Genomic DNA, 25056 nt, shown 5'->3' on the forward strand with positions numbered 1-25056 from the left:
GCCAGGCACATACAGGAAAAGAATATGAAACGCACACTTCGAACGGCACTCGCAGCGGCCGCGGCACTCGCCGTGACACTTGGTCTCGGCTGTACGGCGCAGGCCGACCAGACCACCGACAAGATCAAGTCCACGCTCGAATCGCGCATGGGCGACGCGAACATCAAGAGTGTCGACAAGACGCCCATTCCAGGACTCTATGAAGTGAACCTCGGCTCGCAGATCGTCTATACCGACGCCACCGGCAACTACGTGCTGATCGGCGATCTCGTCGATACGCGCAGCAGCAAGAATCTCACGGAAGCGCGGCTCTCCGAGACCAACAAGATCGACTTCGCGAAGCTGCCTTTCGAGAACGCGGTGAAAGTGGTGAAGGGCAACGGCAGCCGCAAGATCGCGGTGTTCTCGGACCCGAATTGCCCGTATTGCAAGCAACTCGAATCGACCTTGAAGTCCATCGATAACGTCACCGTGTACACGTTCCTGTATCCCGTGCTCTCGCCGGATTCGACCGCGAAATCGAAGTCGATCTGGTGCTCGAAAGATCGCGCGATGAGCTGGGAAGGCTGGATGCTGGACCGCAAGGCGCCGACCACGGCCGCCTCGTGCGACACCACCGCCATCGACAAGAACCTGAAGCTCGGTCACACGATGAACGTGAGCGGCACGCCGACCGTGTTCCTCGCGGACGGCCGCCGTCTGCCAGGCGCCGTTCCCGCCGACCGGCTGGAGAAGGAACTTTCGACCGCGCATTGAGGCGGCCCGAACCCCCGACGAGAGGCGCATGAGAGGCGCCTCTTTTGGTTTCAAAGGCGCACCGACCGCGCGCCCACAACAAGAACAAAGGACACGACATGGCAACGACTACGCTCGATCGACCGGTGCGCTACAGCATCGTTCCGAAGAACCCGGCCGCGCATATCTTCGAAGTCACGCTCACGGTCGCCGCGCCGGACCCGGCGGGACAACGCTTCATGCTGCCGGTGTGGATTCCGGGCAGCTACATGATTCGCGAATTCGCGCGCAATATCGTCACCTTGCAGGCGTTCAACGCGGCAGGGCGCAAGATCGGTATCGAAAAAATCGACAAGCACGCGTGGCAAGCCGCGCCGGTGGATGGCCCCATCACGCTGCGTTACGAGGTGTACGCGTGGGACATGTCGGTACGCGCCGCGCATCTGGATGACAGCGTCGGCTTCTTCAACGGCACGAGCGTGTTTCTCGCGGTGGAGGGGCAGTCGGCTGCGCCGTGTATCGTCGATATTCAAGCGCCGCAGGGCGGAGCGCTGCGCAACTGGCGCGTCGCCACGGCGCTTGCCGAAGCGCGTGGCACGAAGCGCCATGGTTTCGGCGCGTACGAGGCCGCGAATTACGACGAACTCGTCGATCATCCGGTGACGATCGGCGAATTCGCGCTCGGCGGCTTCACCGCGCATGGCGTGAAGCACGACATCGTGATCTCCGGACGCGTGATCGGGCTCGACATGAACCGGCTCGCGGCCGACCTCAAACGCGTGTGCGAAGCGCAGATCGCGCTCTTCGAACCGCGCACGAAGAAAGCGCCGGTGGATCGCTACGTGTTCATGACGGTCGCCGTCAGCGATGGTTACGGCGGGCTGGAACATCGCGCATCCACGGCGCTGATCTGCAATCGCGGCGACTTGCCGGTGCTTGGCCGACCCGAAGTCAGCGAAGGTTATCGCACGTATCTTGGCCTCTGCAGCCACGAATACTTCCATACGTGGAACGTAAAGCGCATCAAGCCGGCGGCGTTCGCGCCGTACGATCTGTCGCAGGAAAATTACACGTCGCTTTTGTGGCTCTTCGAAGGTTTCACGTCGTATTACGACGACCTGATCCTCGTGCGCACCGGCCTTATTTCCGCGAGCGATTACTTCTCGATGCTCGGCAAGACCATCGGCGGCGTGTTGCGCGGAAGCGGGCGGCTCAAGCAATCGGTGGCGCAGAGTTCGTTCGACGCATGGGTGAAGTACTACCGCGCCGACGAGAACGCATCGAACGCCATCGTCAGTTACTACCAGAAGGGTTCGCTCGTCGCGCTGGCGTTCGATTTGTCGATCCGCGCGCAGACGGACAACCGTAAGTCGCTCGACGATGTCATGCGTCTCTTGTGGCAGCGCTACGGACGCGACTTCTATCTCGGCAAGGCACGGGGCATCCGCGAGGACGAAGTGGAAGCGCTCTTCGCCGAGGCCACCGGCGCGGATCTGCGCTCGCTGTTCCGCGACGGCGTGCGCGGCACGCGCGACTTGCCGCTCGACGCGCTCCTCGAGCCGTTCGGCATAGCACTCGCGCCCGATCTGCCGACGAGCGGCACGGCCGGCAAGCCGTCGCTCGGCATGCGCGTGCGTGGCAGCGCGGAGTGCACGCTGGCGGTCGTGCACGACGGCAGCGCCGCGCAGAAGGCGGGGCTTTCGGCGGGCGATGTTCTCGTGGCCCTCGATGGTCTGCGTGTGACGGGATCGAATCTGGAGGCGCTGTTGTCGCGTTATCTGCCGGGTGCGAAGGTCGAAGTACACGCGTTTCGCCGCGACGAACTGCGTCGTACCGAAGTGAAGCTCGACGGCCCCGAAGTGTCGCGTTATGTGCTGACGGCTATCGACGGGCGCGGACCGTCGAAACAATGGCGCGAGCGCTGGCTGAAGGGCTGAAAAGGCTGCGCCCACCGGGGATTGTCCTACTGGTGCAACGATCCTTCACGGCCGGACGGCTTTTTCCGGAACGCCGAACAACGAAGAATGCTTCCAACGCGGGCGCCGACGGCTCCCGCTCCTCCATCAAGGAAGCCATCATGACGACGATTCTCCAGATCAACTCCGCAGCCCGCTCGCAAGGCGCTCAATCGACGCTGCTCGCCGACGAACTCACCGCGAAGCTGCAACAAAGCAATCCGGGCGCGAACGTGGTCGTCCGCAATCTGCTCGCCGACCAGCTCACGCACCTCGACGACGCCACGCTCGGCGCGTTCTTCACGCCCGCCGAACAACGCACGCCGGAACAAGTCGCCATCAACGCGAAGAGCGAAGCGCTGATCGACGAACTGCAAGCGGCCGACATCGTGGTGATCGCGGCGCCGCTGTATAACTTCGGCGTGTCGTCGCAACTGAAGGCTTATTTCGACTGGATCGCGCGGGCCGGAATCACGTTCCGCTACACCGCGACCGGCCCCGAAGGCCTGGTGAAGGGCAAGAAGGTGTTCGTGGTGTCGGCGCGTGGCGGCAAGTACGCAGGCACGCCGAACGACTCGCAAACGCCGTATCTCAAGACGTTCCTCGGCTTCCTCGGCATGACTGACGTGAACTTCATCTACGCCGAAGGCCTGGCGATGGGGCCGGAGGCCGCGAGCGCAGCGCTCGCTTCGGCACGCGATTCGATCGCGGCGCTGTAAGGCTTAAGCTCGACGCCGAAGTAAAAGAGCCCGCCCGGTCTTCGGACCGCGGCGGGCTCTTTGCATTGCATTGCATTGCGTTGCATTGATGAGGATGCTCAGGCGAGCAACTGTGCCTCGGCGGGCAAGCGCCAGTCGATCGGCTCGCGCCCATGCCGCTTCAGATATTCGTTCGCGGCGACGAAATGCCCGCACCCCAGAAACCCGCGATGCGCCGACAACGGCGACGGATGCGGCGCTTCCAGCACGCAATGCGCCTTTCCCGTGCCGTCGATCAGCGCGCGTTTTGCCTGAGCGTGCGCGCCCCACAACATGAACACGACGCCATCGTGGCGCTCGGCAATTTCGTGGATCAGCGTGTCCGTGCACTGTTCCCAGCCCCGCTTGGCATGGCTTCCCGCTTTATCGCGCTCGACGGTCAGCGACGTGTTGAGCAAGAGCACGCCTTGTTTCGCCCACGAATCGAGGCAGCCGTGAGCAGGCGCGACGATATCCAGACTCGCGGCGATTTCCTTGAAGATGTTGCGCAACGAAGGCGGCGGGCGCACGGGCGCGGGCACGGAGAACGCAAGCCCATGCGCTTGTGGCGCGCCTTTGTCTTCACCGTGATACGGGTCCTGACCGAGAATCACCACTTTGACCTCGCCAGGACTGGTGAGGCGCAATGCGCGGAAAACATCGGCGGGATAAACGGTCTTGCCGGCGGCGCGCTCGGCATCCACGAAAGCGCACAACGACGCATAGCGCGGACTGTCGATAAATGCTGTCAGATGCCGCCGCCATTCAGCGGGCAGCGCTTCGAACTGGCTTTCGAGCGTGATGAAGCCGCTAGCGTGCGTGCGAGGCTCGTCAAAAAGAGAAGGCTGCTGGCTCATGCTTCGGCGTCGTCTACCGCGCTTTCCGGACGCTCGCGCAGCCGATAACCTCGCTCCGCCTTGCTCAAATCTTCCGGGTCGAGTTCGGGAAACGCGCCGCGCAATTCGGCGGCGAGCGTGGAGAGCGCTTTGGCGTCGCCGGACTTGATTTCGAGTTCCAGCTCGCTGATTTCGGCGTGATGGTTTTCGCCATCCACGTCCGCCGTGATCTTGCCGGCGTCGAGCGCGACTTCGATCTGCGAGCCTTCACGCTCGATGTCCCACACGATGCGCCGGAAGTCCGTGCGAAACAGGGCGATCAGATTCGGCGCGGCGTCCTGCAATGCCTTGCGGGCCGCTTCGTCTTCGCAGGAAACGAGGAGCGCATCGATTTCAAGCGATTCGCCCGCCACCGGCATTTCCCATTCGTGACGACGGCTCAAGCCGGCCTTCGATTCGCCCAGCACCTTGTACGTCTGCAACCACTGGTCGGGCGTGCGGCGCAGGCGCAATGCGGACTTCGCCTTGGCGAGCGCACAATCCGGCGTGTCGAAATAGACGTTCGCCAGTTCCATCGGCTTGCCCGCACCGGTTCGCTCGTCGAAAAAGCGCGCCACGTCGTCGTGCTGCGAAGGCGGCAGCGCGAGCTTGATTTCCTGTTCGATGCCCAAAATTCGGTCCCGTCTTTAGAGTCAGAAGAACATTCGCGCGAGTTCCGTGCCCGGATCGTCGGCGCGCATGAACGCTTCGCCGACGAGGAACGTGTGTACGTGCATCGCTCGCAGCCGGTCCACGTCGTGGCGCGAGAGAATGCCCGATTCGGTCACCACAATACGGTCGTCCGGCACCGCTTCGAGCATGCCGATGGTCGTATCGATAGTCGTCTGGAACGTGCGCAGATTGCGATTGTTGATGCCGATGAGCGGCGTTTTCAGCGTGAGCGCGTCTCGCAGTTCGTCGGCGTCGTGCACTTCGACCAGCACCGCGAGTCCGAGCGAATGTGCATAGGCTTCGAGATCTTGCATCTGCGAAAGTTCGAGCGCGGCGGCTATCAGCAGAATGCAGTCGGCGCCCATCGCGCGCGCTTCCATGATCTGATAAGGGTCGACGATAAAGTCTTTGCGCAGCACCGGCAGGCTGCACGCGGCGCGCGCTTCTTCGAGATACGCGACGCTGCCTTTAAAGAACTGCACGTCGGTGAGCACGGAAAGGCACGCGGCGCCGCCTTGCTCGTAGGAGCGTGCAATTTCGCCCGGCACGAAGTGCTCGCGCAGCACGCCTTTGGAAGGGCTCGCCTTCTTCACTTCCGCAATGACCGCGGCCCGGCCTTCAGCATGCTTCGCACGCAGCGCGCCGACGAAATCGCGCAAGTCGCGCGCGCTCGCTTCGAGCCTGAGTTCTTCGAGCGGCGCGCTTTGTTCGGCGGCGCGGATTTCCTCGCGCTTCACCGCGATGATGCGATCCAGAATGTCGCTCATGGTGATGTCCGTTATTTGGTGAATTGCTGCGTGAAGCGCACGAGAGCTTCGACCTTTTCGCGCGCCTCGCCGCTGGCGATGGCTTCGCGCGCGGCGGCCATGCCCTCGGCGATCGAATCGACGATGTCGGCCGCGTAGAGCGCCGCGCCCGCGTTCAGCGTGACGATCTCGCGCGCTACACCCGCCTTGTTGTTCAGCGCGCCGAGCAGCATGGTTTTCGATTCCTGCGCGTCCTGCACTTTCAGCGAGCGGTTCGAGACCATTTGAAGACCGAAGTCTTCCGGATGAATCTCGTACTCGTTCACTTCGCCGTTCTTCAATTCGCCGACCTTGGTCGCGGCGCCAAGCGACACTTCGTCCATCCCGTCCTTGCCGTACACGACAAGCACGTGGTTTGCGCCGAGCCGCTGCATCACACGAACCTGGATGCCGACGAGGTCTTCATGGAACACGCCCTGCAGCTGATTCGGCGCGCCCGCCGGATTGGTCAGCGGCCCGAGAATATTGAAGATGGTCCGCACGCCGAGTTCGCGGCGCACGGGCGCGATGTTCTTCATTGCCGGATGATGGTTCGGCGCGAACATGAAGCCCATGCCGGTTTCGGCAATCGAGGCGGCGACTTGTTCCGGCGTCAGATCGATATTCACGCCGAGCGCTTCGAGCACGTCCGCGCTGCCCGACTTGCTCGACACGCCGCGATTGCCGTGCTTCGCGACCTTCGCGCCGGCGGCGGCGGAAACGAACATCGATGCCGTGGAAATGTTGAAAGTGTGCGAGCCGTCGCCGCCCGTGCCGACGATGTCGACAAAATGGGAGTTGTCCGCCACCTCGACGTGATTGGCGAACTCGCGCATGACAGTCGCGGCGGCCGCGATCTCGCCGATGGTTTCCTTCTTCACGCGCAAGCCGGTGATGATCGCAGCGGCCATCACAGGCGACATCTCGCCGCGCATGATGGTGCGCATGAGATGCAGCATTTCGTCGTGAAAGATTTCGCGATGCTCGATCGTGCGTTGCAGCGCTTCTTGTGCGGTGATCGTCATGGCAGTCACGCTCGCTTTCCCGATGCCGTGTTTTTCACGAAGTTTTCGAGCAGCGCGTGACCATGCTCGGAAAGAATGGATTCCGGATGGAACTGCACACCTTCCACTTCGAGTTTCCGGTGGCGCACGCCCATGATTTCACCATCAGGCGTCCATGCGGACACTTCGAGACAGTCGGGCAAAGACTCGCGTTCAATCGCCAGCGAGTGATAGCGCGTGACGTTGAAGTGTTTTGGCAGGTCGGAGAACACGCCTTTACAGTCGGTTTCGATCGCGCTCACCTTGCCGTGCATGATGGTCTGCGCGCGCACCACGCGTCCGCCGAACGCTTCGCCAATGGCCTGATGGCCGAGGCACACGCCAAGAATGGGCAGCTTGCCGGAGAACTCGCGCAGTACGTCGAGCGTGATGCCCGCGTGCTGCGGATTGCTCGGTCCCGGCGACAGGCAGATGCGTGCAGGATTGAGCTTGGCGATTTCATCGAGCGAGATTTCGTCGTTGCGAAACGTCTGCACGTCCTCGCCGAGTTCGCCGAAGTACTGGACCAGGTTATAGGTGAACGAGTCGTAGTTGTCGATCATCAGCAGCATGGTCTTTTCTCCTCAGAAGTCGCTGTCGAGGCCATCTTGCACTTGCTCGGCGGCACGCAACACGGCGCGCGCCTTGTTCTCCGTCTCTTGCCATTCGGACTCGGGCACCGAGTCGGCAACGACACCCGCCGCTGCCTGCACATAGAGATTGCCCTTGTGAATGAGGCCGGTGCGAATGGCAATCGCCAGATCCATTTCGCCGCTGAACGACAAATAACCGACCGCGCCGCCATACAAGCCGCGCTTCACGGGTTCGAGTTCGTCGATCAATTCCATCGCGCGCACTTTCGGCGCGCCGGAAAGCGTGCCGGCGGGGAAGGTCGCGCGCAATACGTCGAAGTTGCTCATGCCGGGCTTCAACGTGCCTTCGACCGAACTCACGATGTGCTGAACGTGCGAATACTTTTCGATGATCATCTTGTCCGTCACCGAAACCGAGCCGGTCTGCGCAATACGGCCCACGTCGTTGCGCGCGAGGTCGATCAGCATCACGTGCTCGGCGACTTCCTTCGGATCGTTCAGCAGTTCGGTGGCGAGTTCGGCGTCGCGCTCGGGCGTGTTGCCGCGCGGTCGCGTGCCGGCAAGCGGACGTATGGTCACTATGCGCTCGCCCGCGCGCTGTTCCTGACGCACGAGAATTTCCGGCGATGCGCCGACCACGTGAACGTCGCCGCCAAAGTTGTAGTAGTACATGTACGGCGACGGATTGAGCGAACGCAGCGCGCGATACAGCGAGAGCGGGTTGTCGCGGAACGGCTTGACGAGCCGCTGGCCGACTTGCACCTGCATTAGTTCGCCCGCCGCGATGTATTCCTTCGCGCGTCGCACGGCGTTCAGATAATCCTCTTTAGCGAACTCGCGGAACGTTTCGGTGCGCACACTCGCCGACGTCACGGGCGGCTGGACGGTAGCACGCAGACGCGCCCGCAGTTCGCGCAGCCGATGCTTCGCCTTGGCATACGCCTCGGCCTTGGTGGGATCGGCATAGACGATCAGGTAGAGCTTGCCCGCGAGGTTGTCGATGACCGCGACTTCCTCGGTCAGCAGAAGCTGAATGTCCGGCAGACCGAGATCGTCGTGCGGCGCCGTATGCGCAAGCTTTTTCTCGATATAGCGCACCGCGTCGTAACCGAAGTAGCCTGCCAGGCCGCCGCAAAAGCGCGGCAAACCTGGACGCATGGCAACCTTGAAACGCTTCTGGAAGCGTTCGATGAACGCGAGCGGATCGCCTTCATCGGTCTCGGTGACGTTGCCGTCGGTCACGACTTGCGACACGCCGTTCTGTACGCGCACCACCGTGCGCGCCGGGCAGGCCGATGAACGAATAGCGCCCGAAGCGCTCGCCGCCCACGACGGATTCCAGCAGGAACGAGTTGGCGCCATTGCGCTCGGACTGCGCGAGCTTGAGATAAAGCGACAGGGGCGTTTCGAGATCGGCGAGCGCTTCTGCGATGAGCGGAATGCGGTTATAGCCTTCGTTCGCCAGCGATTGGAATTCGAGTTCGGTCATGTTGCGATCCTTTGCGTGCCGCGCATTCTTTTGATTGAGCGCGGCATCGGGACAAGCGGGGCACTGCGATCGGCCGGTTTTTCATGCTGTCGAACGGTGCGCGACGACACGCGTTTTCGCGGGCGTTTCTCGCAAGGAGAGACGTCTTGAAGAACGACGCGGTTACCGTGCGTTGCGCCGGAATGGTTCCGAAGCAAGCGGTGCGACAAGTCAGAGGAAACGGCGCGGAAATGCGCAGCGAAACAAAAAACGGATGCTGAAGCGTGCTCGAACATGATGGCTTCAGCGTACCTCGGGCGAGGTTAGCGCGACCAGCGACGCCAGGGCCAGGCTCCCCGGTCGATGCTGCTCAGACTCCGTTTTCTGTTGAGAAACATGAGATGGACTATTCAGTCAGTGTGGTATTGGGCGGCGCCAGCGTAGTGGAAATGGCCATTGCGGCGGCGCGCAGCGTGGAAACTATACCATCGGATTTCACCGATTGCACATCTTTCCCGTGGTTGTAGCCGTAGGGGACGGTGAGCGTCGCCATGCCCGCGGCGCGGCCCGCGAGAGCGTCGTTTTCGGAGTCGCCGACCGCCACGGTTTCGCGCGGCAGCACGTCGAGCCGCTCGCACGCGGTGAGCATGGGAAGCGGATCGGGCTTCTTCTGCGCGACCGAATCGCCGCCGAGAATGACCTTGAAATACTCGGCAATGCCGAAGTGCGCCAGCAACTCCACCGCGAACCGATGCGGCTTGTTGGTCACACACGCGAGCGCAATGCCGAGTTCGCGCATGGCTTCCAGGCCTTCTTTCACTTCGGGAAAGAGCGCCGAGTACTGGCCGTTGATCTTCGCGTATTCGCTTTGATAGATAGCGAGGGCGTCGTCGAATTGCGCGGCGGCTTCGGTGCGCGGCAGGCGCACGGCGAGCACGCTGCGGATCAGATTCTCCGAGCCCTTGCCGACGTAACCCACGACTTCATCGCGCGCGACCGCCTGCTGTTCCAGACCGATGCGCACGAGCATGCCGTTGATCGCGACGACGAAGTCGTCGGCGGTATCAACCATGGTGCCGTCGAGATCGATGATGGCCGCGCGGATCGGTCGCGCGGGTCGTATCGAAAAGGTGGTGAGTTCGCTCACTGCGCGTTCCCCACTTTGGCAAGTTCGGCGCGCATGGCGTCGATTACTTGCTTGTAGTCGTGCTTGCCGAAGATGGCCGAGCCCGCGACGAAGCTGTCCGCGCCCGCCGCCGCGATCTCGCCGATGTTCTCCACCTTCACGCCGCCATCCACTTCGAGATGAATATCGCGGCCCGTTCGCTCGCGGTAAGCGTCGATACGCGTGCGCGCTTCGCGAATCTTGTTCAACGCTTCAGGAATGAACGACTGTCCGCCAAAGCCGGGGTTCACCGACATGATGAGCACGAGATCGACCTTGTCCATCACGTGATCCAGATAAATGAGCGGCGTGGCCGGATTGAACACGAGGCCCGCCTTGCAGCCGTGATCGCGAATGAGCGACAAGGTCCGGTCGATATGATCCGAACCTTCCGGATGGAAACTGATCTGATTAGCTCCGGCTTTTGCAAAGTCCGGCACGATACGGTCGACCGGGCGCACCATCAAATGCACGTCGATGGGCACGTCCACATGCGGGCGAAGCGCCTCGCACACCACCGGGCCGATCGTCAGGTTCGGCACATAATGGTTGTCCATCACGTCGAAGTGAACCCAGTCGGCGCCGGCCGCGACGACGTTACGGACTTCTTCGCCAAGGCGCGAGAAGTCGGCGGACAGGATGCTAGGAGCGATATGGAATTGCTTCATGGACGTGTGGAGTGAGTTGGCCCGCGTCCGGCGAAAGCATTGCCGGATTAAGGCTCGATGTCTGGAACACCGATTCTAACCCGCGTTTTTTCAGCACGTTACCCGGCTGAACGGCCTAATACGTGCTACTCGGAATGAAATGGCGCGAGTTTTGGATTTGACTCGAGCACGCAATTCGTATTGCGACTGTGAATTGCATAAAGCAGAATGCTTGACCAGTGGAAGCAAAGCGATGAAACAATGAGGCACCTGCGCGCTAAATGGCGGCGCAGCGACGAATAGAATTGGAACAACGATGAGCCAGTACGAATTCAGCGTCGCGGTCGAGACGCGCTACCTGCCGGACCAGTCAGATCCCGACAACCGTCAATACGCGTTCGCCTACACGTTGACGATCCGTAACACGGGTCAGGTCACCGCTCAACTGATCTCCCGTCACTGGATCATCACCGATAGCGACGATCACGTGCAGGAAGTAAAAGGGCTCGGCGTGGTCGGGCATCAGCCGCTTCTGCCGCCGGGCGAGCGCTTCGAATATACGAGCTGGGCCGTCATCGCGACGCCCGTGGGCACGATGCGCGGCTCGTATTTCTGCGTGGCGGAAGATGGCGAGCGCTTCGAAGCGCCGGTCGCGGAGTTCGCGCTGCACATGCCGCGCACCCTGCATTGAACGCGGAGTTTTAGTGGCAATCAGCGGCGCTTCGTAGCGGCGTTTTGGCGGTTCCGGTGTTTCTTCTTGCCCGAATTCGTCCACACGACGATAAAAATCAGCAAGCCGAGCGCAACCAGCGCCTCGAGCCCGAAAACCAGCATTGGATATTCGTCGAACAGATCAGACATGGCGGTTCCCATCAAGAACGAGCATTGTATGCGTTTCACGCGGTCAGCCGCGCGCGTGGCGGCGCTGGCCGCATCGATTGCAACCGCGGTCCTCGTCGCCTCGTGCGGAGGCGGCTCTTATACGAAGCCAGGCGCGAATGCACCGACTGGCGCGCCGATCATCACGGGACAGCGCGCGGCTTCGCGTCTTTCGCCGGTGAGCTGGCAGCAAGTGCCGGGCTGGCAGGACGATTCACTCATCGGCGCGACGGCCGCGCTGCGTCAGAACTGCAGCCGTCTCGCGCGTCAGGCGCCGTGGCAGCGAGCATGCGCGGCGGCACAGCAGCTCGACGATCTGGACATGTCGGCGGCGCGCAGCTTCTTCGAGAGCTACTTCACGCCTTATCAGCTTGCGAATACCGACGGCACGCTCGACGGCCTCGTAACCGGCTACTACGAGCCGTTGTTGCGCGGCGCGCGTACGCGGCATGGCATCTATCAGAACGCGCTTTATCGATGGCCGTATCGCTATAAGCAAGGCTCCGCGTTGCCTGCGCGCGCGCAGCTCGAACGTTCGGGCGCGTTGACCGGCAACGAACTCGTCTGGGTCGACGACCCGATCGAAGCGTTCTTCCTGCAGGTTCAGGGTTCGGGACGCGTCGTCATGGAAGACGGAAGCGTGATGCGCGTTGGCTTCGGCGGCACGAACAACCAGCCGTATCGGTCGATCGGCAAGGAGTTGCTCGATCGCGGCGAAATCACGCCGGTGCAGGCGACCATGCAGGGCATCAAGGCGTGGGCGAAGGCGAACCCCGCGCGCGTCGATGCGCTCCTCGACGTGAATCCGCGCTTCGTGTTTTTCCGTGAGATGCCGTCGGCCGACGTGGTGTCTGCGAGTCTCGGCGACGGCCCGGTTGGCGCCTTGGGGGTGCCGCTGACGCCCGAACGTTCGATCGCCGTCGATCCGTCCGCGATCCCGCTCGGCACGCCCGTGTTCCTCCAGACCACGCGCCCGCTCAGCAATCAGCCGATGAACCGCCTCGTCTTCGCTCAAGACACCGGCAGCGCAATCAAGGGCGGCGTGCGCGCCGACTACTTCTGGGGCCTGGGCGACGACGCCGGCGATCTTGCCGGCCGCATGAAGCAGGGCGGCCGGATGTGGCTCTTGCTGCCGAATTCCTAGCGGGCGCGTTTGTCGACGACGCGTCGCGCCTTGCCCACCGAACGCTCGATGCCGTTCACCGCGAGCACATTCACGATAGCGCTGACGCCTATCAGCGCCTTGATGTCGTAAGTGAGCGCGTCCCTGGCGCCGTCGAGCGCGACGATATCGGGCGCGGATTCGGGGCAAGGCTCGACGTTCAGCGTCAGGACGTCGAGCGGACCTTCCTTCGTCAATACGATCTGGTAGTGCGGCGCGAGCACGGGGCGCTTGAGCAGCAACTCTTCTATCTGCGTGGGAAACACGTTGACGCCGCGCACGATCATCATGTCGTCCGAGCGGCCGGTGATCTTTTCCATGCGGCGCATCGTGCGCGCGGTGCCCGGCAAAAGCCGTGTGAGATCGCGCGTGCGATAGCGGATGATCGGCAGCGCTTCCTTCGTCAACGAGGTGAAGACGAGTTCGCCGAATTCGCCATCCGGTAACACTTCGCCCGTTTCCGGGTCGATGATCTCGGGATAAAAATGGTCTTCCCAGATCGTCGGGCCGTCCTTGGTTTCCGCGCACTCCGAAGCCACGCCTGGCCCCATCACTTCCGAAAGCCCGTAGATGTCGACCGCGTCGATACCCATGCGCGCCTCGATCGCGCGACGCATGTCGTTCGTCCACGGTTCCGCCCCGAAGATGCCGAGACGCAGCGAGCAACTCGCCGGATCGACGCCTTGCCGCTCGAGTTCATCCGCGATCGAGAGCATGTAGCTCGGCGTCACCATGATGATGTCCGGACGAAAGTCCTGGATCAGTTGCACTTGCTTTTCGGTCTGACCGCCGCCGAAGGGAATTACCGTGAGTCCCGCGCGTTCGGCGCCGTAGTGCGCGCCGAGGCCGCCCGTGAAGAGACCGTAGCCGTAGCTCACATGGACCTTATCGCCGCGTCGCGCGCCGGCTGCGCGGATCGAGCGCGCCACGAGATTCGCCCAGATGTCGATATCGGACGCCGTGTAACCCACAACAGTCGGCTTCCCGGTCGTGCCGGACGAAGCGTGGATTCGCGAGATTCGCTCTTGCGGCACGGCGAACATGCCGAACGGATAACTGTCACGTAGATCTTTTTTCGTCGTGAACGGGAAGCGGGCGAGATCGGCGAGCGACTGCACGTCCTCCGGATGCACGCCGGCTGCATCGAACTTGCGCCGATACACCGGCGAGTTCTCATAGGCGTGCTTGAGCGTCCATTTCAGACGGTCGAGTTGCAGCGCCAGAAGTTCGTCGCGGCTCGCCTTTTCTATAGGCTCGAGCGGCAGCGTTGTGGTCATCGTTGTCTCCTTCATGCTCGCCATGCAGCGGGGCCATGTCTGGCGCGTCCGCCTGCTCGGGTCGGTCCAGTCAGACTGGTATGACGTTGCCGCGGATCTGCGCGGACTTGCCGCGAAACATCGCGACCGTTTCGCCTTCGCGGTTGGTCAGGCGAATATCGTAGATGCCGGCGCGGCCGCTCAAAGTCTGCTCGATCGCTTCGGCGGTCAGTCGATCGCCGCCTTGAACCGGACGCAGAAATTCGATCGAACAGCCCGCCGCGACCGTGCTGAGGTTGTACGAATTGCATGCAAAGGCGAATGCGGAATCGGCAAGCGTGAACATCAAGCCGCCATGACAGATCGCGTGGCCGTTCAGGAAGTCGGGGCGCACGTTCATCTGCAGCCGCGCATAGCCAGGCCTGATTTCGACGAGTTCAATGCCGAGCGAGCGCGTGCAGGCGTCTGCTTCATACATTGCCTTGGCGGTCGCTTCCGCCAGTTGTTGAGGCGTCACGGGTTTCTCCTTGCGGCTCTTACAGACCTTCGAAGCGCGGTGCGCGCTTTTCCTTGAACGCGGCGACGCCTTCCATGAAGTCGTGGGACGCGCCCAACTCGCGTTGAACATCGCGTTCGAGGTCGAGTTGCTGATCGAACGTGTTGTTGGCGCTCGCGCGAAGCGCCTGCTTGATCGCCGCTATCGCCTTCGTGGGCTGCTGCGCGAGTTGTGCGGCCAGTTGCGTCGCGGCGTCGGTCAAGTCGGCGTCTTCCACCACGCGCCAAACGATGCCCCACGCTTGCGCTTTTTCCGCGCCGAGCTTCTCACCCGTCAGCGCGAGCCCGAGCGCGCGCGCTTCGCCGACACGTCGTGGCAGAAGCCACGTTCCACCTGAGTCGGGCACGAGACCGATCTTCACGAACGCCTGGATAAAGCTGGCCGAGCGCACGGCAATGACTAGATCGCACGCCATCGCCAGATTCGCGCCGGCGCCGGCGGCCGTGCCGTTGACAGCGGCGATGATCGGCAATGGCATTGCCTGAAGACGTCGCACGAGCGGGTTGAAGTGTGCTTCGATCAGCTCGCCGAGATCGGGCGTGGCGCCTTGCGTGAAGTCGAGATCGGCCAGATCCTGACCCGCGCAAAAGCCGCGTCCCGCGCCGGTGATGATGACCGCGCGCGCGTTGCTCGCTTCGACTTCGTTCAACGCGTCGTTCAGCTCGACATGCATCTCGCGGGTAAAGCTGTTCAGCTTGTCGGGACGATTGAGCGTCACCGTTGCCACGCGCGTCGTTGCATCGATATGAAACAGGACGGACTTCCCGGACATGGCGTCTCCTCAATCACCAATCGTTCGAATCGATACTAGCCGTGCGTCCGAGCCCTTGCCAGTCGGCCGAATGGCATAGGCCTTTTGCACCGTCGCGTTTGCCTATGCCGTTTGGCTAGCTTCCGCAGTCGCGGCCTTCGGCGCAACATGGACTCTGCTTTGCACGACACGAAAGCGATTGGCGACGTAAGCCGCGTCGGACAGCGCAGCGTTGGCCGCGGGATTCGCGCCGGTGCCATGGAAGTCCGAGTACGCCGCGGTCTGATTGACGAAAACGCCGCCCGTCAGATTGATGGACAGGGCGACGCCGCCGCGAATGGCTGCGTCATAGGCCGCTTCGATCACTGCGTCGTCCGTGCTGTACACGGCGAAGGTCAGCGCGCCGTGTTCTTGCGCGATCGAGCCGGCAAGTTCCAACGACTGCGCGGTCGAGTCCGTCGCGACGACGAAGGAGATCGGGCCGAACCATTCCTTGGTGAAGCTGGCTTCATCGGCGCGCGCGTCGAGTTTGAGCATGAGGGGCGTATGCACTCGCGCTTCGGGAAATGCCGGGTGCGCGAGCGTCTGGCTATCGAGGAGAACCGCGCCGAGTTCGCGTGCTTGGGCTACGCGATTGACGACGCCATCGTTTTGAATCGCGCCGGTCAGCTCGACCGCGCGCGCCGGGTCGGAGGTCAGTTTTTCGACGGAAACGGCGAGCGCCTTGGCGACATCGTCGAAGCTCACGTGTCCGTCGGCCGTGCGGATACCCTCACGCGGCACGTAGATGTTTTGAGGCGCCGTGCACATCTGGCCGGAATAGAGCGCGAGCGAAAACGCAATGTTCCGTGCCGCTGCCTTCAGATCGTCCACGGAATCGATGACGATCTGATTGACGCCCGCTTTTTCCGTATAGACCTGCGCCTGATGCGCGTTGCGTTCGAGCCAGGTGCCGTTCTGCGTGCTGCCCGTGAAGTCGATCAGCTTGATTTTGGGCCGCACGGCGAGTTCTTGTACGAGCGGGCCGTCATTCGGAGCGGTGGCGAGCAGCGTGACGACATTCGGATCGAAGCCCGCATCCCGCAGTACTTCGCGCGCGGTGCGAACAGTGATCGCAAGCGGCAAGATCGCACCCGGATGCGGTTTGACGATGACCGCGTTGCCGGTCGCGAGATCGGCGAACAGGCCGGGGTAACCGTTCCACGTTGGGAACGTGCAGCAGCCAAGCACGAGGCCCGTGCCGCGCGGAACGATGGTGAAGCGCTTTTGCATCGCGAGCGGCGGATTTTTGCCTTGTGGCTTTTCCCAATGCGCTTCGGAAGGGATTCGGCGCATTTGGTCCCACGCATAGACCACGGCTTCGAGCCCGCGATCCTGCGCGTGCGGGCCACCTGCCTGAAAGGCCATCATGGATGCCTGACCGGTCGTATGCATCACGCTTTGCGCAATTTCGAAGCTCGCGCGGTTCAGTCGCGAAAGAATCTCGAGACTCACGCCGACCCACGCTTTCGGTCCAGCGGCGCGCCACGCAGATTGCGCTTCGGAAGCGGCCCGAATGAGCGCGTCGGGATCAGACTTGGGATACTTGATGCCAAGCCCGATGCCGAACGGCGATCGTTCGTCACCGACCGTCTCTCCCGTCGAGGGCTGGTCGAGCTCGAACGTCTTGCCGAGATGCGCCTTAAACGCGGCTTCGCCGTCCGCGGCTGCTGTTTCCCCGTACACTTTGGGGCTCGGCATTTCGGCGAACGGGCTCCAATAGCCGCGTGTCTCGATGGCGGCAAGCGCTTGGTCGAGCGTCGCCTCATGTTTCGTAAAGAGCGGGTGTGTCATGGTCGCGAGCAGTAAGAACGGCGGATGGCGGCGGGTCGAATAATTAACCGACCGGTTGGTTGGTAATGTTAGCATTATCGAGATAGCGCGAAGCAAGTGATTTCATTAGGGCTTACCTGAGGATCGAAAGGAGGAGTGCATGGCTTACGAGAATCTGTTGGTGGAGACGCGCGGGCGGGTTGGACTGATCACGCTCAATCGGCCGAAGGCGCTCAACGCGCTGAACGACGCGCTGATGGATGAGTTGGGCGCGGCGTTGAAGGCATTCGACGCCGACGAGGATATCGGCGCGATCGTCGTGACCGGTAGCGAGAAGGCGTTCGCAGCGGGCGCGGACATCGGAATGATGGCCGGCTATTCCTATATGGACGCCTACAAGGGCGACTACATTACGCGCAACTGGGAAACCATTCGTTCGATTCGCAAGCCGATCATCGCGGCGGTCGGCGGCTTCGCGCTGGGCGGCGGCTGCGAACTCGCCATGATGTGCGACATCATCATCGCCGCGGATACCGCGAAGTTCGGCCAGCCCGAAATCAAGCTCGGCGTCATCCCGGGTGCGGGCGGCACGCAGCGGCTGACGCGCGCGGTATCGAAGTCAAAAGCGATGGACATGTGCCTGACCGCGCGCATGATGGACGCGAGCGAGGCGGAGCGGGCGGGTTTGGTGTCGCGCGTCGTCGGTGCGGAGCGTCTGATCGATGAGGCCGTCGAGGCCGCGACGATCATCGCTTCTTTCTCGCTGCCAGCGGTCATGATGGCGAAAGAGGCGGTCAATCGCGCCTACGAAACAACATTGGCGGAAGGCGTTCATTTCGAACGTCGCCTGTTCCATTCGCTCTTCGCGACGGAAGATCAAAAGGAAGGCATGGCCGCGTTCGTCGAGAAGCGCAAGCCCTTCTTCAAACACCGTTAAGTTTCTTCGACGCAAAGGGCTTGCGATTCTCGCCGGCGCCCACTAAAATTCCGTTCCTTCGCGATTCGATGAACGCGAAGGAAGCGGGAGGTGGTTTCAGTAGGCGAGGCGGACAAAGGTGGTATTCGCTCCGAAGCGCGGTGGGCAAGAAAAGAAAGCTTCAAATTCTTGTTGACAGTAACTGAAACGACGTACATAATCTCGTTTCTCTGCTGCAGATGCAGCGACGCAAGACGAAGCGGTGCTGAGCAAAATGCTTGGTGCGCTTGGCAGGAAGTCTTGGCGAATGTGCTCTTTAAAAACTAACAGCCGATAAGTGTGGGCACTTGATGGCGCGAGCGGTTCTGACCTTTCGGGGTTGGGACGTTTAGCGAAAGTTATCAAGTCTCACACAGTATTAGAGGAAGGTTTATCTGTCGAAAGACGGATTGATCATCGTCAGTACGTTGAGTGAGCGACCGGTTGGTAAAACAACCGAAAACAGTAACAGGCATTGAACTGAAGAGTTTGATCCTGGCTCAGATTGAACGCTGGCGGCATGCCTTACACATGCAAGTCGAACGGCAGCACGGGGGCAACCCTGGTGGCGAGTGGCGAACGGGTGAGTAATACATCGGAACGTGTCCTGTAGTGGGGGATAGCCCGGCGAAAGCCGGATTAATACCGCATACGATCTACGGAAGAAAGCGGGGGATCCTTCGGGACCTCGCGCTATAGGGGCGGCCGATGGCAGATTAGCTAGTTGGTGGGGTAAAGGCCTACCAAGGCGACGATCTGTAGCTGGTCTGAGAGGACGACCAGCCACACTGGGACTGAGACACGGCCCAGACTCCTACGGGAGGCAGCAGTGGGGAATTTTGGACAATGGGGGCAACCCTGATCCAGCAATGCCGCGTGTGTGAAGAAGGCCTTCGGGTTGTAAAGCACTTTTGTCCGGAAAGAAAACCTGCCTGTTAATACCGGGTGGGGATGACGGTACCGGAAGAATAAGCACCGGCTAACTACGTGCCAGCAGCCGCGGTAATACGTAGGGTGCGAGCGTTAATCGGAATTACTGGGCGTAAAGCGTGCGCAGGCGGTCTGTTAAGACCGATGTGAAATCCCCGGGCTTAACCTGGGAACTGCATTGGTGACTGGCAGGCTAGAGTATGGCAGAGGGGGGTAGAATTCCACGTGTAGCAGTGAAATGCGTAGAGATGTGGAGGAATACCGATGGCGAAGGCAGCCCCCTGGGCCAATACTGACGCTCATGCACGAAAGCGTGGGGAGCAAACAGGATTAGATACCCTGGTAGTCCACGCCCTAAACGATGTCAACTAGTTGTTGGGGATTCATTTCCTTAGTAACGTAGCTAACGCGTGAAGTTGACCGCCTGGGGAGTACGGTCGCAAGATTAAAACTCAAAGGAATTGACGGGGACCCGCACAAGCGGTGGATGATGTGGATTAATTCGATGCAACGCGAAAAACCTTACCTACCCTTGACATGGACGAAACCCGGGTGAGAGCTTGGGGTGCTCGAAAGAGAATCGTCGCACAGGTGCTGCATGGCTGTCGTCAGCTCGTGTCGTGAGATGTTGGGTTAAGTCCCGCAACGAGCGCAACCCTTGTCCTTAGTTGCTACGCAAGAGCACTCTAGGGAGACTGCCGGTGACAAACCGGAGGAAGGTGGGGATGACGTCAAGTCCTCATGGCCCTTATGGGTAGGGCTTCACACGTCATACAATGGTCGGAACAGAGGGTTGCCAAGCCGCGAGGTGGAGCCAATCCCAGAAAACCGATCGTAGTCCGGATCGCAGTCTGCAACTCGACTGCGTGAAGCTGGAATCGCTAGTAATCGCGGATCAGCATGCCGCGGTGAATACGTTCCCGGGTCTTGTACACACCGCCCGTCACACCATGGGAGTGGGTTTTACCAGAAGTGGCTAGTCTAACCGCAAGGAGGACGGTCACCACGGTAGGATTCATGACTGGGGTGAAGTCGTAACAAGGTAGCCGTATCGGAAGGTGCGGCTGGATCACCTCCTTTCTCGAGCTTAAACGCTCGCCCACTCAAGTGTTCACGCTTATCGGCTGTCAGAAAGACAGGCTAAGGGTCTGTAGCTCAGTCGGTTAGAGCACCGTCTTGATAAGGCGGGGGTCGTTGGTTCGAATCCAACCAGACCCACCACCCGGGCAAGCGGTGCTTAAAACGACCAAGCGAGCAGACTGAGTCAGGCACACACGGGGGGATTAGCTCAGCTGGGAGAGCACCTGCTTTGCAAGCAGGGGGTCGTCGGTTCGATCCCGTCATCCTCCACCAATCCTCAATGCACAGCGCTGAACGCGGGGTTCAACGTTGCGCATTGGCGATTGAGCCAGTCAGCACGGGTAGGTGATTGAATTTGATCACGCTATCGGCTGTCGTTCTTTAACAATCTGGAAGAAGTAGTAAAGAGATTATTCGAAAGCACTTAGAGATGGGTGTGAGTAGGGTAATCAGGGTTGTGATTGTATCAAGTATGAAAAGGTGATCGAAAGATTGCTTTGGAATACGGCACAACGCGAATACTCAACCTATGACGGTGGGCTTAAAGGCAGCAATGCTGGCAGACACACTCGTTATAGGGTCAAGCGAACAAGTGCATGTGGTGGATGCCTTGGCGATCACAGGCGATGAAGGACGCGGTAGCCTGCGAAAAGCGGTGGGGAGCTGGCAAACGAGCTTTGATCCACCGATATCCGAATGGGGAAACCCGGCCCGAATGGGTCATCCTAAGCTGAATCCATAGGCTTAGTGAAGCGAACGCGGTGAACTGAAACATCTAAGTAACCGCAGGAAAAGAAATCAACCGAGATTCCCAGAGTAGTGGCGAGCGAAATGGGATCAGCCTGTACTCTTTATCTGTGTTGTTAGCTGAACGCTCTGGAAAGTGCGGCCATAGCAGGTGATAGCCCTGTAAGCGAAAACAGCGTGGAAGAACTAGGGGTACGACAAGTAGGGCGGGACACGTGAAATCCTGTCTGAAGATGGGGGGACCATCCTCCAAGGCTAAATACTCGTGATCGACCGATAGTGAACCAGTACCGTGAGGGAAAGGCGAAAAGAACCCCGGGAGGGGAGTGAAATAGATCCTGAAACCGCATGCATACAAACAGTCGGAGCCTCGCAAGGGGTGACGGCGTACCTTTTGTATAATGGGTCAGCGACTTACGTTCAGTAGCGAGCTTAACTGATTAAGGCAGGCGTAGCGAAAGCGAGTCCGAATAGGGCGATCAGTTGCTGGGCGTAGACCCGAAACCAAGTGATCTATCCATGGCCAGGTTGAAGGTGCGGTAACACGTACTGGAGGACCGAACCCACTAACGTTGAAAAGTTAGGGGATGAGCTGTGGATAGGGGTGAAAGGCTAAACAAACTTGGAAATAGCTGGTTCTCTCCGAAAACTATTTAGGTAGTGCCTCGTGTATCACCTTCGGGGGTAGAGCACTGTCATGGTTGTGGGGTCCATTGCGGATTACTACGCCATAGCAAACTCCGAATACCGAAGAGTGCAATCACGGGAGACAGACATCGGGTGCTAACGTCCGGTGTCAAGAGGGAAACAACCCAGACCGCCAGCTAAGGTCCCAAAGATTGGCTAAGTGGGAAACGAAGTGGGAAGGCAAAAACAGTCAGGAGGTTGGCTTAGAAGCAGCCACCCTTTAAAGAAAGCGTAATAGCTCACTGATCGAGTCGTCCTGCGCGGAAGATGTAACGGGGCTCAAGCCAGTCACCGAAGCTGCGGATGCATATTTATATGCATGGTAGGAGAGCGTTCCGTAAGCCTGCGAAGGTGCGTTGAAAAGCGTGCTGGAGGTATCGGAAGTGCGAATGCTGACATGAGTAGCGATAAAGGGGGTGAAAAGCCCCCTCGCCGTAAGCCCAAGGTTTCCTACGCAACGTTCATCGGCGTAGGGTGAGTCGGCCCCTAAGGCGAGGCAGAAATGCGTAGCTGATGGGAAGCAGGTCAATATTCCTGCACCATTGTTAGATGCGATGGGGGGACGGATCGCGGAAGGTTGTCCGGGTGTTGGACGTCCCGGTCGCTGCATTGGAGAAGGTGCTCAGGCAAATCCGGGCACAGGATTCAAGGGTGTGGCGCGAGCTTCCTCGGAAGCGAAGCAATTGGAAGTGGTTCCAAGAAAAGCCTCTAAGCTTCAGTCTAATAGTGACCGTACCGCAAACCGACACAGGTGGGCGAGATGAGTATTCTAAGGCGCTTGAGAGAACTCGGGAGAAGGAACTCGGCAAATTGGTACCGTAACTTCGGGATAAGGTACGCCTCTGTAGCTTAACCAGCCTGCGCTGGAAGGGTGAAGAGGTTGCAATAAACTGGTGGCTGCGACTGTTTAATAAAAACACAGCACTCTGCAAACACGAAAGTGGACGTATAGGGTGTGACGCCTGCCCGGTGCCGGAAGATTAAATGATGGGGTGCAAGCTCTTGATTGAAGTCCCGGTAAACGGCGGCCGTAACTATAACGGTCCTAAGGTAGCGAAATTCCTTGTCGGGTAAGTTCCGACCTGCACGAATGGCGTAACGATGGCCACACTGTCTCCTCCCGAGACTCAGCGAAGTTGAAGTGTTTGTGATGATGCAATCTCCCCGCGGCTAGACGGAAAGACCCCATGAACCTTTACTGTAGCTTTGCATTGGACTTTGAACCGATCTGTGTAGGATAGGTGGGAGGCTATGAAACCGGAACGCTAGTTTCGGTGGAGCCGTCCTTGAAATACCACCCTGGTTTGTTTGAGGTTCTAACCTTGGTCCATGATCTGGATCGGGGACAGTGCATGGTAGGCAGTTTGACTGGGGCGGTCTCCTCCCAAAGTGTAACGGAGGAGTACGAAGGTACGCTAGGTACGGTCGGAAATCGTGCTGATAGTGCAATGGCATAAGCGTGCTTAACTGCGAGACCGACAAGTCGAGCAGGTGCGAAAGCAGGTCATAGTGATCCGGTGGTTCTGTATGGAAGGGCCATCGCTCAACGGATAAAAGGTACTCTGGGGATAACAGGCTGATACCGCCCAAGAGTTCATATCGACGGCGGTGTTTGGCACCTCGATGTCGGCTCATCTCATCCTGGGGCTGTAGCCGGTCCCAAGGGTATGGCTGTTCGCCATTTAAAGAGGTACGTGAGCTGGGTTTAAAACGTCGTGAGACAGTTTGGTCCCTATCTGCCGTGGGCGTTGGATATTTGAAGGGGGCTGCTCCTAGTACGAGAGGACCGGAGTGGACGAACCTCTGGTGTACCGGTTGTCACGCCAGTGGCATCGCCGGGTAGCTATGTTCGGAAGAGATAACCGCTGAAAGCATCTAAGCGGGAAACTCGCCTTAAGATGAGATATCCCCGGGGCTTCGAGCCCCTTGAAGGGTCGTTCTAGACCAGGACGTTGATAGGTCAGGTGTGTAAGTGCAGTAATGCATTGAGCTAACTGATACTAATTGCCCGTAAGGCTTGATCCTATAACCAGTGTGTTTGAACCACTGGCGAGTTATGCGTGTGCGACAATCGCCACCCAACATTTACTGCTTCTTCCCGGATTGGTTGTGTGCCCACCCGGCGCACGACAACAAGTCATGCCTGATGACCACAGCGAGTTGGTACCACCCCTTCCCATCCCGAACAGGACCGTGAAACGACTCCACGCCGATGATAGTGCGGATCTCCCGTGTGAAAGTAGGTAATCGTCAGGCTCCTCATGCAGCAACAAAAACCCCACCCCCAAACCAGGTGGGGTTTTTGCGTTTCTGCAGCATTGGGCGTGCAAACAAAGCGCTGCTCAGTTCGAGCAGCGCCAAAAAAAATCAAAATTATCGAGTCAAGAACCGCTCTGCCAATCGAACCCAGTAAGACGAGCCGACAGACAACAAATCGTCATTGAAATCGTAACTGGCGTTATGCAACATGCAGGGACCGGCACCATGTCCATGATCCCGATGACCGCCGTTGCCATTTCCGAGAAACGCGTAACACCCGGGCTTTTCAAGCAACATGAACGAAAAGTCCTCCGCGCCCATTGTCGGTTCGACTGAGGCGTTCACCTTATCCTTGCCTACAACGGCAGTCATCACTTCCGCCGCAAACTTCGTCTGCTCAGCGTCGTTGATCGTCGGTGGATAATTTCGATGAAAATGCAGTTCCGCCTCGCAATCGTAAGCCGATGCCGTCGCTTCGACGATCTTGCGCATACGTTCTTCGATAACGTCTAAAGTCTCGACCGTGAACGTGCGCACCGTACCACCTAACCATGCCTCATCCGGCACGACATTGACCGCGTCGCCCGCATGAATCTGGGTGATCGAAAGCACGGCAGTATCGATAGGCTTCTTGTTTCGAGTAATGATGCCCTGTAACCCATTGGCGATCTGCACAGCAGTGAATACCGGGTCACGCCCGTTATGAGGCATTGCCGCATGCGAGCCGATGCCGCGAATCGTGATCCGAAACTCATTGCTCGACGCCATGATTGGTCCGGAAACCACGCCGAAGTGCCCCGCAGGCATTCCCGGCCAGTTGTGAATCCCAAAGACAGCATCGACAGGGAAACGCTTGAACAAGCCGTCTTCGATCATTGCACGCGCGCCTGCGCCACCTTCCTCGGCCGGCTGGAAGATGAAAACAATCGTGCCGTTAAAGTTGCCATGCTCCGCCAAGTGTTTTGCCGCGCCGAGCAGCATGGCAGTGTGCCCGTCGTGACCGCATGCGTGCATGCGGCCGGGGTGGGTCGATCGATGTTCGAAGGTGTTGATTTCCTGAATGGGCAGTGCGTCCATATCGGCGCGTAGTCCGATCGACCCGTTGCCGGAGCCACGCTTGAGCACGCCGACGACGCCCGTCTTTCCCAGCCCACGATGCACAGTAATGCCCCATTGCTCGAGGCTTTCCACGACAAGCTTGCTCGTCCCCGTCTCTTCGTAACGCAGCTCCGGGTGAGCGTGAATTGTTCGTCGGAGAGCTTTGATTTCTTCGTGTGATGCTTCGATTTCGGGGATCAGATTCATTT

General features: G+C 59.9%; 18 protein-coding genes, 2 tRNA genes, 3 rRNA genes and 1 pseudogene. 11 read left to right on the forward strand and 13 right to left on the reverse strand.

Features of this window, described 5'->3' with window-relative positions:
* The first annotated feature begins 24 nt into the window (after nucleotides 1-24).
* The 3 genes from P9292_RS28415 (at nucleotide 25) to P9292_RS28425 (ending at nucleotide 3409) form a co-directional block, all read left to right on the forward strand.
* Nucleotides 25-756, forward strand: a complete 732-nt coding sequence (locus tag P9292_RS28415; RefSeq protein ID WP_244826332.1) for a DsbC family protein — start codon at nucleotides 25-27, stop codon at nucleotides 754-756.
* A 98-nt stretch (nucleotides 757-854) separates the two neighbouring features.
* Complete coding sequence (locus P9292_RS28420; RefSeq protein ID WP_309962342.1) at nucleotides 855-2672, forward strand: PDZ domain-containing protein; 1818 nt, start codon at nucleotides 855-857, stop codon at nucleotides 2670-2672.
* Nucleotides 2673-2812: 140 nt separating this feature from the next.
* Nucleotides 2813-3409: an FMN-dependent NADH-azoreductase gene (locus tag P9292_RS28425; protein WP_250465758.1), complete on the forward strand. Its 597-nt coding sequence runs from the start codon at nucleotides 2813-2815 to the stop codon at nucleotides 3407-3409.
* 98 nt (nucleotides 3410-3507) lie between these two features.
* On the opposite strand, the gene P9292_RS28430 is transcribed toward P9292_RS28425, so the two are convergent.
* The 8 genes and pseudogenes from P9292_RS28430 to rpe form a co-directional block, all read right to left on the reverse strand.
* Nucleotides 3508-4284, reverse strand: a complete 777-nt coding sequence (locus P9292_RS28430; protein WP_250526291.1) for a uracil-DNA glycosylase — start codon at nucleotides 4282-4284, stop codon at nucleotides 3508-3510.
* Nucleotides 4281-4934: a CYTH domain-containing protein gene (locus tag P9292_RS28435; protein ID WP_244826328.1), complete on the reverse strand. Its 654-nt coding sequence runs from the start codon at nucleotides 4932-4934 to the stop codon at nucleotides 4281-4283. Before P9292_RS28435 ends, P9292_RS28430 begins: the two co-directional genes overlap by 4 nt.
* A 21-nt stretch (nucleotides 4935-4955) precedes the next feature.
* Nucleotides 4956-5741 (reverse strand): indole-3-glycerol phosphate synthase TrpC, encoded by a 786-nt coding sequence (trpC, locus tag P9292_RS28440; RefSeq protein WP_250509530.1) that lies wholly within the window; start codon nucleotides 5739-5741, stop codon nucleotides 4956-4958.
* A gap of 11 nt (nucleotides 5742-5752) precedes the next feature.
* Nucleotides 5753-6784 (reverse strand): anthranilate phosphoribosyltransferase, encoded by a 1032-nt coding sequence (gene trpD, locus P9292_RS28445; RefSeq protein ID WP_250509529.1) that lies wholly within the window; start codon nucleotides 6782-6784, stop codon nucleotides 5753-5755.
* 5 nt (nucleotides 6785-6789) lie between these two features.
* Nucleotides 6790-7374, reverse strand: coding sequence for an aminodeoxychorismate/anthranilate synthase component II (locus P9292_RS28450; protein ID WP_309962345.1), 585 nt, complete (start codon nucleotides 7372-7374; stop codon nucleotides 6790-6792).
* 12 nt (nucleotides 7375-7386) lie between these two features.
* Nucleotides 7387-8884 (reverse strand): annotated as a pseudogene (gene trpE / locus P9292_RS28455) (anthranilate synthase component I).
* Nucleotides 8885-9269: 385 nt separating this feature from the next.
* Nucleotides 9270-10010, reverse strand: a complete 741-nt coding sequence (locus tag P9292_RS28460; RefSeq protein ID WP_309962347.1) for a phosphoglycolate phosphatase — start codon at nucleotides 10008-10010, stop codon at nucleotides 9270-9272.
* Nucleotides 10007-10696: a ribulose-phosphate 3-epimerase gene (gene rpe / locus P9292_RS28465; RefSeq protein ID WP_244826322.1), complete on the reverse strand. Its 690-nt coding sequence runs from the start codon at nucleotides 10694-10696 to the stop codon at nucleotides 10007-10009. The genes P9292_RS28460 and rpe overlap by 4 nt, the downstream gene beginning before the upstream one ends.
* 295 nt (nucleotides 10697-10991) lie before the next feature.
* On the opposite strand from rpe, the gene apaG reads away from it, so the two are divergent.
* Nucleotides 10992-11366, forward strand: a complete 375-nt coding sequence (apaG, locus tag P9292_RS28470; RefSeq protein WP_244826321.1) for a Co2+/Mg2+ efflux protein ApaG — start codon at nucleotides 10992-10994, stop codon at nucleotides 11364-11366.
* Between the two features lie 90 nt (nucleotides 11367-11456).
* The gene (locus P9292_RS28475; RefSeq protein WP_250509549.1) at nucleotides 11457-12698 is read left to right on the forward strand and encodes an MltA domain-containing protein; all 1242 of its coding nucleotides are present in this window, start codon (nucleotides 11457-11459) and stop codon (nucleotides 12696-12698) included.
* Here P9292_RS28475 and paaK read toward each other — a convergent pair.
* The 4 genes from paaK to paaN form a co-directional block, all read right to left on the reverse strand.
* Nucleotides 12695-13993: a phenylacetate--CoA ligase PaaK gene (gene paaK, locus P9292_RS28480; protein WP_309962351.1), complete on the reverse strand. Its 1299-nt coding sequence runs from the start codon at nucleotides 13991-13993 to the stop codon at nucleotides 12695-12697. The genes P9292_RS28475 and paaK overlap by 4 nt on opposite strands.
* Nucleotides 13994-14063: 70 nt before the next feature.
* Complete coding sequence (gene paaI / locus P9292_RS28485; RefSeq protein WP_309964220.1) at nucleotides 14064-14450, reverse strand: hydroxyphenylacetyl-CoA thioesterase PaaI; 387 nt, start codon at nucleotides 14448-14450, stop codon at nucleotides 14064-14066.
* A gap of 58 nt (nucleotides 14451-14508) precedes the next feature.
* A complete protein-coding gene (gene paaG / locus P9292_RS28490; protein ID WP_309962353.1) occupies nucleotides 14509-15300 on the reverse strand; it encodes a 2-(1,2-epoxy-1,2-dihydrophenyl)acetyl-CoA isomerase PaaG in 792 nt (263 codons plus the stop codon).
* Nucleotides 15301-15402: 102 nt separating this feature from the next.
* Nucleotides 15403-17112, reverse strand: coding sequence for a phenylacetic acid degradation protein PaaN (gene paaN / locus P9292_RS28495; protein WP_309962355.1), 1710 nt, complete (start codon nucleotides 17110-17112; stop codon nucleotides 15403-15405).
* A 139-nt stretch (nucleotides 17113-17251) separates the two neighbouring features.
* Between paaN and P9292_RS28500 the strand changes: the two genes are divergently transcribed.
* The 6 genes from P9292_RS28500 to rrf all read left to right on the forward strand — a co-directional run bounded on the left by P9292_RS28500 (nucleotide 17252) and on the right by rrf (nucleotide 23746).
* Nucleotides 17252-18028 carry an enoyl-CoA hydratase gene (locus tag P9292_RS28500; protein WP_309962357.1) on the forward strand — a complete coding sequence of 259 codons (777 nt, stop codon included), beginning with the start codon at nucleotides 17252-17254 and terminating at the stop codon, nucleotides 18026-18028.
* 495 nt (nucleotides 18029-18523) lie between these two features.
* A 16S ribosomal RNA gene (locus tag P9292_RS28505) occupies nucleotides 18524-20056 on the forward strand.
* Nucleotides 20057-20120: 64 nt separating this feature from the next.
* A tRNA-Ile gene (locus tag P9292_RS28510) sits at nucleotides 20121-20197 on the forward strand.
* 56 nt (nucleotides 20198-20253) lie between these two features.
* Nucleotides 20254-20329, forward strand: a tRNA-Ala gene (locus P9292_RS28515).
* 305 nt (nucleotides 20330-20634) lie between these two features.
* A 23S ribosomal RNA gene (locus P9292_RS28520) occupies nucleotides 20635-23515 on the forward strand.
* Nucleotides 23516-23632: 117 nt separating this feature from the next.
* Nucleotides 23633-23746, forward strand: a 5S ribosomal RNA gene (gene rrf, locus P9292_RS28525).
* The 16S, 23S and 5S rRNA genes sit together here with 2 tRNA genes alongside, the layout of an rRNA operon.
* Nucleotides 23747-23863: 117 nt before the next feature.
* On the opposite strand, the gene P9292_RS28530 is transcribed toward rrf, so the two are convergent.
* On the reverse strand, nucleotides 23864-25054 hold the full coding sequence (locus P9292_RS28530; RefSeq protein WP_309962359.1) for a M20 aminoacylase family protein: 1191 nt from the start codon (nucleotides 25052-25054) through the stop codon (nucleotides 23864-23866).
* Between the last annotated feature and the right edge of the window lie 2 nt (nucleotides 25055-25056).

Source organism: Caballeronia sp. LZ001, from assembly GCF_031450875.1.
Classification (GTDB): domain Bacteria; phylum Pseudomonadota; class Gammaproteobacteria; order Burkholderiales; family Burkholderiaceae; genus Caballeronia.